The 8,744-nt window shown below is 50.5% G+C and carries 8 protein-coding genes and 1 pseudogene; 4 read left to right on the forward strand and 5 right to left on the reverse strand.

Features of this window, described 5'->3' with window-relative positions; genetic code table 11:
• Together AS151_RS02090 and AS151_RS02095 are read left to right on the forward strand one after the other, a co-directional pair.
• Window positions 1–181, forward strand: a pseudogene (locus tag AS151_RS02090) (hypothetical protein); the annotation flags it as partial.
• Window positions 182–309: 128 nt separating this feature from the next.
• A complete protein-coding gene (locus AS151_RS02095; protein WP_071515417.1) occupies window positions 310–2,244 on the forward strand; it encodes a GTPase in 1,935 nt (644 codons plus the stop codon).
• A 1-nt stretch (window position 2,245) separates the two neighbouring features.
• Here AS151_RS02095 and AS151_RS02100 read toward each other — a convergent pair whose 3' ends face one another.
• Window positions 2,246–4,108, reverse strand: coding sequence for a protein phosphatase 2C domain-containing protein (locus tag AS151_RS02100; protein WP_071515418.1), 1,863 nt, complete (start codon window positions 4,106–4,108; stop codon window positions 2,246–2,248).
• Window positions 4,109–4,311: 203 nt separating this feature from the next.
• Between AS151_RS02100 and AS151_RS02105 the strand changes: the two genes are divergently transcribed.
• Both AS151_RS02105 and AS151_RS02110 read left to right on the forward strand, forming a co-directional pair.
• Window positions 4,312–4,761: an NfeD family protein gene (locus AS151_RS02105; protein ID WP_071515419.1), complete on the forward strand. Its 450-nt coding sequence runs from the start codon at window positions 4,312–4,314 to the stop codon at window positions 4,759–4,761.
• A gap of 67 nt (window positions 4,762–4,828) precedes the next feature.
• A complete protein-coding gene (locus tag AS151_RS02110; protein ID WP_071515420.1) occupies window positions 4,829–5,800 on the forward strand; it encodes an SPFH domain-containing protein in 972 nt (323 codons plus the stop codon).
• Window positions 5,801–5,810: 10 nt separating this feature from the next.
• Here the strand turns inward: AS151_RS02110 and AS151_RS02115 are convergent, their stop codons facing one another.
• From AS151_RS02115 to AS151_RS22425, 4 genes are all read right to left on the reverse strand, one after another.
• Window positions 5,811–6,233, reverse strand: coding sequence for a transcriptional repressor (locus tag AS151_RS02115; RefSeq protein ID WP_071515421.1), 423 nt, complete (start codon window positions 6,231–6,233; stop codon window positions 5,811–5,813).
• A 76-nt stretch (window positions 6,234–6,309) separates the two neighbouring features.
• Complete coding sequence (locus AS151_RS02120) at window positions 6,310–6,918, reverse strand: exopolysaccharide biosynthesis protein (protein WP_071515422.1); 609 nt, start codon at window positions 6,916–6,918, stop codon at window positions 6,310–6,312.
• A 123-nt stretch (window positions 6,919–7,041) separates the two neighbouring features.
• Window positions 7,042–8,316: an adenosylhomocysteinase gene (ahcY, locus tag AS151_RS02125; RefSeq protein WP_071515423.1), complete on the reverse strand. Its 1,275-nt coding sequence runs from the start codon at window positions 8,314–8,316 to the stop codon at window positions 7,042–7,044.
• Window positions 8,317–8,535: 219 nt separating this feature from the next.
• Window positions 8,536–8,744, reverse strand: a 209-nt coding sequence (locus AS151_RS22425; RefSeq protein ID WP_071515424.1) for a hypothetical protein, incomplete at its 5' end; no start/stop codon positions are given.

An 8,744-nucleotide genomic window follows, 5' to 3' on the forward strand; every position in this document is an offset into this window, starting at 1 on the left:
TGTATTAGAAACCGGTGAGTTTGGTTTGTTGGGAGAAGCTGTTGCCCCTGGTTTTGACTATCGCGATATGGAAATTGGCCAAGCTGAAAAATTTCATTTCTGGTTTCCCGATTTGTGGGTACAGTTGGATGCTTGTTTGCGGGATACGCGCGTTTCGGTTGAGGATATCATGGTGCCGTGAGGGGTTAATATTGGGGAGAATGGGGGCATGGGAGACAGAAATAAATTGATTTCCTAAATCTTCTAGTCTCCCAAACTTCCACACTCCGACGCTCGGTACACTCCCAGGCATCAATCTAGATTAACACTATGGTACAGTTCAAAACTTGGCAATGGATAATTCTCGCCACACCGATGGTGGCAATTGCGGCTTTCTTGCTGGTGGCGGCAGGATGGCAAATTTATCAGTGGCAAATTAATTGGGTTTGGGCCATTATTATCGTGGTCTTTGTGGGATGGCGGTGGTTGTTGGTGAAATGGACCAAACCGGTGGTTCGCGAAGTTGAAGGTGAAGGGAATGCCAACGATTTGGCTGCCAACCAGGTACTGACTCCGCCAGAAGGCAAAAGCGAGGCGGAAGCACAAGAAACCTTACAAAAAGCAGCAGCCGTGTTGCAACAAACCATCGAAGCCAGCCGCAACGACCCGCCGATTTGGGAAGATTGGAATATTTTTTGGGAACGTTGTAAGAATTTAGCTGTTGCGATCGCGCAAATCTACCATCCCCAAGCCAAATATCCTTTACTAAATATTTACGTAACCCAAGCCTACGGATTGATTCGGGGAACGGTAGACGATTTGGACCAGTGGATGCAGCAACTAACCCCAGTTCTCAACCAAATAACCGTTGCCCATGCCTATCGCGCTTACAAAACCTATCGGCAATTAGAACCATCGGCGAAAAAAGCCTTGCAGGTGTGGAACTGGGCGCAATGGATTCTCAATCCTGCGGCTGCGATCGCCAATTATGCCAGCAAACCCAGCAACAATCGGGCGAGTCAAGAACTCTTGGGCAATTTCAATCAAATTTTGCGGGAAGCAGCCCTGCGAACCTTATGCCAGCAAGCGATTTCTCTCTACGGCGGTGAAGATTTGCGGGACCAAGTATCCTTTGCCCCCAGTTCCGACAGTTCCCAACTGGCTGAAAACAAGACCCAAACCTTACAAGAAATCATCGAACAAGCGGAACCCAGCGAACAAATCGAACAAAAACCCGTTAGCATCTTACTGGTGGGGCGTACGGGGGCTGGTAAAAGCAGTACCATCAATACCCTATTTCAAGCAGATAAAGCGGCTGTAGACGTATTGCCCAGTACCGACCAAGTACAAAGCTACCAGTGGCAAGCCCCCACCGGCGAGACTCTAACCTTATGGGATACCCCCGGATACGAACAAGCCCAAGGGGAAGATTTGCGGCAAGCCACCTTAGAATGCGCCCGCCAAGCCGATGTCTTGTTGTTGGTTACCCCAGCGTTAGACCCGGCTTTGCAAATGGATGTGGATTTCTTGCAAGAAGTACAAGGGGAACTGGAAGATTTGCCTACTCTTGTCATTGTTACCCAAGTAGACCGCTTGCGACCGTTGCGGGAATGGCAGCCTCCCTACGATTGGGAAAACGGCGATCGCCCCAAAGAACGGTCCATTCGCGAAGCTACGGCTTATCGGCAAGAAGTTCTCGGCGATCGCGCCCGGGGGATTTTGCCCTTGGTTGCCGCAGACAAAAATAGCGATCGCAGTGCTTGGAATGTCGATCGACTCTCGGTTGCCCTCATGGAAGCCATCGACCCCGCCAAACAATCCCGGCTGGCAAGATTTTTACGCGACCGGCGATCGCGGATAGAAGCCACCGCCAAAGTCATCGACCGCTATACCTTTCAAATGTCTACCACCCAAGGGCTAACCGCCATGTTGAAAAGCCCAATTTTGAGCTTTCTTTCTACCATGACCACCGGTTCGCCGACATTGGCTCGTTTGCTGGCGGAACAAATTCCCGTAGAACAGCTACCCATGGCCATTGGCAAGTTACAAATGGCCTACGAACTGTTCTCTCTGGTAGGTCCGGAAGATGTGGGACCGTTTGATTTTGATCTGCTATCCCTATGGCCGTTGCTGTTGGCAAACCAAGAAGACCCCGACCGCAATGCTTGGGCGTTCGGTCATGCAGTGGTGGAATATTGGACCGCCGAACTCACGGCAACGCAACTGCAAAAGCGATTCCAGGAATATTTGCAACCCCCAGGATAGGCTACTGGGAAGGAGAAATTTGCTCTTGGAACTGTTGAAAGCTGCCGGGGGCAACCTGCGACCAAATCCAAATGCCGACGCTGGTACTCACCACCACCGCCACCGCCAAACTTACCAAGGCCACCGCCGGGGAAATGGGAGAACGACGGCGCGATGCCCGGGGGGTAGCGGTTGCAAACAGTGATTGGGAGGATGCCGACATTTCTTCCGCAGTGCGATCGCGCTCTTGTGGGGAAAACAGTTCCACTTGCGGGGCAGCCACAAAATTGTGACAAAGCACCACGGAAACATTATCCTCACCATTACATTCATTTGCCCGATCGATAAATTGTTTAACCGCTGTTTCTAAAGAAAGGTTTCCCGATAAAAGCTGGGGAGAAAAATTCGACCATTCTCTCTCCAGCCAATCGCCATCGCTCAACCCATCGGAACATAGGAGCAAAATGCCATCTTCATCTAATATGAATCGTTGGATAGTGGGATGCAAAGAAGTCCCAACTTTGGTTCCTAAAGCTTGGGTCAGTGCCCCCCCATCGGAACGCTGGTTGGCGGCACTGGGAAAACTCCGTCCTTGGCGAACTTCCCGAGTGGCGATGGTATCATCTAAAGTCAGCAAATGGCAAGCATCTTTGGTCAGCCAATAAGCACGACTATCGCCCACATGGACCAAATAAACTTCTCGGTAACTTTGACAGGCAACTCCCGGTTCCCCCGTACGCACGTATGCAGACGGCGATAAGGAAAACGCCATGGCGAGGGTAGTCCCCATGCGTTTGCGGTTGGTGCGTTCTTGTTTGTCGTTTTCGGCGGCAATGAGATTGTTAACCACGCGCAAGATAGCAGCCAGCTGTTCGCCAATCTGCTGCGGTGTCATGCTTTCTTCTTTGGCTACTTGTTGTAAAAAAGCTGGGATTTCCAAACGTAAAGCTTGCTTGGCTAAGCGACTGGCCACCTCTCCCCCTTCATGACCACCCACTCCATCGCAGACAAAACCAAATGCCAGTTGTTCGCCACCGTCGTATAGGGCCTTCATCGTTTGCAGATCGGCTGTGGTAGGATAGCAGGCATCTTCGTTGTGGTGGCAGTTTTTGCCTGTATCGGTGGCACCCAACCAGTGCTGCTGGATGGGTTGTTCCTGGGCTTTTTCCTGTAATAATTGATTGAGTTGGGTCGCGATCGCGTCTGGATCGGCATCTGGGCGGCGCATAGCTTGACAAATCTCTTGTAACGGCACCCGAATACTTGCTTGACTGGTTTTTGCCCATTGCTGCCAGGGATAGCTCAGATCGGTTAAAGCAAGAGGGCGATCGCTCTGCGTTTCGGTTTTTGATTTTAAAAGTTCCAACAACCAAACTCGACTGCCCCAAATGCGGATATTTTCTGGTTTTAACAAGCTAGAAGCCAAGCGGAATTCCCTCAAAGGCAGCCACAACCCTAACATTTGCCACAGCCAATTCAGCTGTCGCAAAGCAGACGCTTCCGACCAAACCTCCTCAATGCTGGGATACAACTTGCCGTTACCGTCAATGGGAGCATTTTCCAACAGCAAAATTTCCGTAGGGGCGTAACGCGCTGCGCCCCTTCCTGCCGGCGATTCTGCCCAGTGGCAGAATCCAAAAGGTTGCGGCAGATGCAAGCGATAGGGATATAAATACAAATACGGTAGAACGATTTGCTGGTAGCTTTCCGGAGAGAGTTGGTTCGACCTTGTTGGTGGCGTTTGCGGTGCCGTATCCAGCCAAACTTGCGGAGCAACCACCCGATACCGATTGGCAATCAAATGACCAATGGGGATTTGTGCAGCTAAGGTTCCCACTGCCCAAAGATAGCGCGTAGGTGGAGATGGTGCCAGATTTGTAACCATTTATCAAAACCCCCTATTTCACAAAAAATTAAACCAGATCGAGTCTGGGAAAACCAGCACGGTTGGGCAAATATGAATTAAACTGATGGGTAAGAGAGCAAGTGTGGTGATGGGAACGCCAAGGATGAAGAATCAGGCGATCGTTATTTCTCCCACATTCCATACCCCAAGACCCGCTAGCCAAGACTTTTGGAGAAACTGCTATGCCCGCATCTTTAGCCTCTTTACTGAATCCTACCAACGTCTGGTTGCTGGTGGGATTGGTGCTTTGCGGCGTTGAATTGTTGGTACCGACAGCGTTTGTGGTTTTCATGATGGGTGTGAGTGCCCTCTTGGTAGGTGTTGTTTCTTTGTTGGTGCCTCAAATCTCCGTACAGGTAGCGTTGTGGATGGTTTTTTCCCTGCTGTCTGTCTATGCTACCCAACGATTGCTCCCCAAGAAAACGGCAAAAAGCCTAGAAAGTGCCACCGAAGCTGAGACACTAACGGAAATTCCCCCTGGAAAAGCAGGCAGAGCGCTTTACGAGGGCAATTCTTGGCGGGCAGTATGCAGCGACGAAACCCTTGCCATCGCTGCTGGTGAAAAGGTGTATGTGGTTCGCCGGGAGGGCAATACCATTGTGGTTTTGCCGCTACGTTATTTGCGCGACTAGCAATGGCGTGGGTTGCTTTTAAGATAACAGACCATTTTTTTGAACGAACGTATTTCGGAGTTGCTGTATGAATTCCTTTTTATGGGTTTTGGCAATATTCATCGCATTTGGTTTGTCTGGATTGCGCCGGGTTAACCAAGAAACGGAAGCGATTGTGGAAATGTTGGGGCGTTACAACGGAAAAAAATTGCAGCCGGGGTTGCGCTACGTGATTCCTGTCGTGGAGAGGAAGGTATTTCACGAAACCAAACGGGAAAAAGTGATTGACATTCCGCCCCAAAAATGCTTTACCAAAGACAATGTGGCGGTGACGGTGGATGCGGTGGTTTACTGGCGCATTGTGGATATGGAAAAAGCCTACTACCGGGTGGAAAATTTAAAAGATGCCATGGTGAATTTGGTTTTAACCCAAGTGCGTTCGGAAATGGGCAAGTTGGAGTTAGACCAAACCTTTAGCGCCCGCGCCGAGGTGAACGAAATTTTGTTACAAGAGTTGGATGTAGCCACCGATCCTTGGGGAGTGAAGATTACCCGGGTGGAATTGCGGGATTTGCTACCTTCTTCTGCGGTACAGGATTCCATGGAATTGCAAATGTCGGCGGAACGGAAAAAACGCGCTGCCATTTTAACCTCGGAAGGGGAACGGGAATCGGCGGTCAATCACGCCCGAGGAAAAGCCGACGCTCAAGTGTTGCAAGCGCAAGCCGAACAGAAAGCTAAGATTTTAGAAGCAGAGGCGGAAAAGAAAGCTATTGCCTTGAGGGCGGAAGGGGAAAAGCAACGGGAAATCCTCAAAGCCCAGGCTACTTCGGAAGCCATGAAGGTGATTACCGAAACCCTGGCTTCCCATCCCCATGCCGAGGAATCCCTGCAGTATTTGCTGACCCAAGGATATTTGCAAATGGGTTCGCAAATTGGCAACAGCGAAAGCAGCAAGGTGATGTTTTTCGATCCCAACAGTATTATGTCCACGTTTGAGGGCATGCGATCGCTGGTGGGAGAAAAGAACAAAACCCATCAAGACAGCAACAGCGGCTAAATACCGTTGTTCAGGAGGTTTCTTGAGAAGAGGTTGGTTGTTGTTGCTGCTGCTGGTGCTGGCAGCGATCGCACAAGCCGAAAAATTCCAAGGTATGGTAGAAAATATTAAAGTTGTAGGTCGCTTGCAGTTGGCTTTCCAACTCGTGTACGGGACATTCGTCTAGGGGAATCGATGCACCGCACTGCAAGCAGGTGAGATGGTGTTTGTCGCGGTGTACGGGGCTGTAGAGGGATTCGCCGTTGGCAAGGGGACGTACTTGCACTTCCCCTTGCAATTTTAAGGCTTCTAGAGAACGATACACTGTAGCCAGACCCATGCCTTGATTGCAGTTGCGCAGTTCCGTATAGATATCTTGAGCGGAAAGCGCTCGCCGTTGGTCTTTGAGCAGGGATAAAATCCGTTCTTGGTTGCGAGTACGTTTGGAGGTCATGGACAATTTGTCGGCATTCGGCGGCCAACCAACAGCAGCATTTCTAGACTACCGTATTTTAAAAAGTATCTTTATTTTAACGAAGCAATTCGATGGTCTGTTGAATCGCTTCCTTGCCAAAAAAGACAATCGTGCCAGCTAAGGTAAATCCTAGCAAGCAAACAAACAAACCACCCGCAGCGATCGCACCATCGTCATCGAGCAATCCAAAGCCGGTAATAAAAATACCAATGGCGGGCAGTGTATTGGTTCCCGGAATCGGCACCATCATGGCAACCGACATCAAAGCGATCGCTATACCAATAATCGTTCTTCCCGGGATACTCGTACAAATATAACTCAGACGCGGGCGCGATAGCAGTTCGATGCGTCGCAACCAGGGAAGCCCAGTTTTTAAAAACCCTTGCACTTTTTGCAGCTTTACCGATTTTTGCTTCCACTTGGCAGGCAACCAGGGATATTGAGACCCGGCTATCAACTGTGCCGCCAGCAAAAACATCACCACACCGAAGGGAATGGAATACCCCGGTGCTGGTACGGGCAAAGCAGAAGGGAGAGACAGTAGGACAAATAAAAATCCAAACGTTCTCTCCCCAGATAATTCCAAAATTTCTGCCAGCGTTACCTGGCTGTCGCGTTCTTCGTTCAAGAAAACGCGCTGTAATTCCGCAGATAGTTTGGCCATAGAAATAGGGCAAGCAAAGAAAACAGGCGAAAAGTTGCGATCGCGACCGCCGGCGCGAAACGCCTACATTGTACACGATCGCGATCGCCTGTCTTTACCTATTCCCTATGCAAAAACCAAATTTTAGGTACCTACGGTCCAGGAATTGAGGTAATCGATTTGGTCTTGGGTCAGGGTATCCATTTCGATCCCCAGAGCATTGAGCTTCAAGCGAGCAATTTCCTGGTCGATGTCTTCAGGAATGTTGTACACGCCAGGTTGTAGCTTGCCTTTGTTTTTCACCAAGTGTTCGCAAGCCAAGGCTTGGTTGGCAAAACTCATGTCCATAACCGCGCTGGGGTGTCCTTCAGCGGCTGCCAAGTTAATCAGACGACCTTCACCCAGCACAATCACAGACTTGCCAGAAGGCATGTGGTACTCCTCAGCAAACTGACGTACAACACGCTTGCTGGTAGCTTTTTCTTTGACGTAGTCCAGGTTCAGTTCCAGGTCAAAGTGCCCGGAGTTACAGACAATGGCACCATCTTTCATGGCGTCAAAGTGGTGGGCATCGATGACGTGCTTGTTACCGGTGACGGTAATGAACACATCGCCAATACTGGCAGCTTGGTTCATGGGCATGACCCGGAAACCGTCCATTTTGGCTTCTAGGGCCCGTACGGCGTTGACCTCGGTGACGACCACATCGGCGCCCATACCTTTGGCGCGCAGGGCACAGCCTTTACCGCACCAGCCGTAGCCCACGACAACCACGGTTTTACCAGCCAACAGAATATTGGTGGCACGGATGATGCCATCCAAAGTAGACTGACCGGTACCGTAGCGGTTGTCGAAGAAGTGCTTGGTTTCCGCGTCGTTGACGTTCATCGCCGGGAAGGACAACACACCATCGTTGAACATGGCGCGCAGGCGTACGATGCCGGTGGTGGTTTCCTCGGTGGTACCGATGATGTCGCCCATTTGGTGCTGCCGTTCCTTAATCAAGGTGGCAGTTACGTCGCTACCATCGTCGATGATGATGTTGGGCTTGTGGTCCAGGGCTAGCTGAACGTGACGGTGGTAGGTTTCGTTGTCTTCTCCCTTGATGGCGAAGACGGGAATGCCGTAGTCAACGACCAAGCTAGCGGCGTTGTCGTCTTGGGTAGACAGCGGATTGCTGGCAATCAGCATCGCATCGGCACCACCAGCTTTGAGCGCGCGAGCTAGATTTCCTGTTTCCGTAGTTACGTGGCAGCAAGCAACGAGGCGAATGCCTTCAAAAGGTTTCTCTTTCGCAAATCGCTCGCGGATTTGCCGAAGTACGGGCATTTCCCGCTCAGCCCACTCAATACGCTCTTTCCCTTGGGGTGCTAGAGATAGATCTTTAACTTCACATTTTGGTTGTGCGGCTGCAGTCATGAATTATACGCTTTCCCATTTCTTGTCAGCATACCTTAAACAGAGTACAGCGATATCTGCACTTTTGACCAATAAATTTTCGCGATCGCACTGAGAAAAACCACCTCTTTCCCTGGCCCACAGGGACTCAAAAAAATTTTCCCTACCTAGGTTTTAGGCAGGGTGTAGATCCGGTCGATCGGGGGGGGACCCCCCGCATTCGTCTGCGACAATTGCAAATTATTTTTGATAGTTGGCTTCCGCTTCCAGAATTTTCACCAGCTTTTCGTCGCCCCTGGCTCTGGCAGCTTCGATACGGCGCTGTAGATACCTTTGTACGTTTTGTTGGTGGGTTTGAGCGGCTTTTTTCAAGTAAAACTTTCGGTAGCTTGGAATCCCCGTCGCTTTAGCGCGGGGAGGAAAAGCGCCTCGTGGGGCTTTAGCCCCAT

Origin of the sequence: Geitlerinema sp. PCC 9228 (assembly GCF_001870905.1) — a bacterium.
GTDB lineage: Bacteria > Cyanobacteriota > Cyanobacteriia > Cyanobacteriales > PCC-9228 > PCC-9228.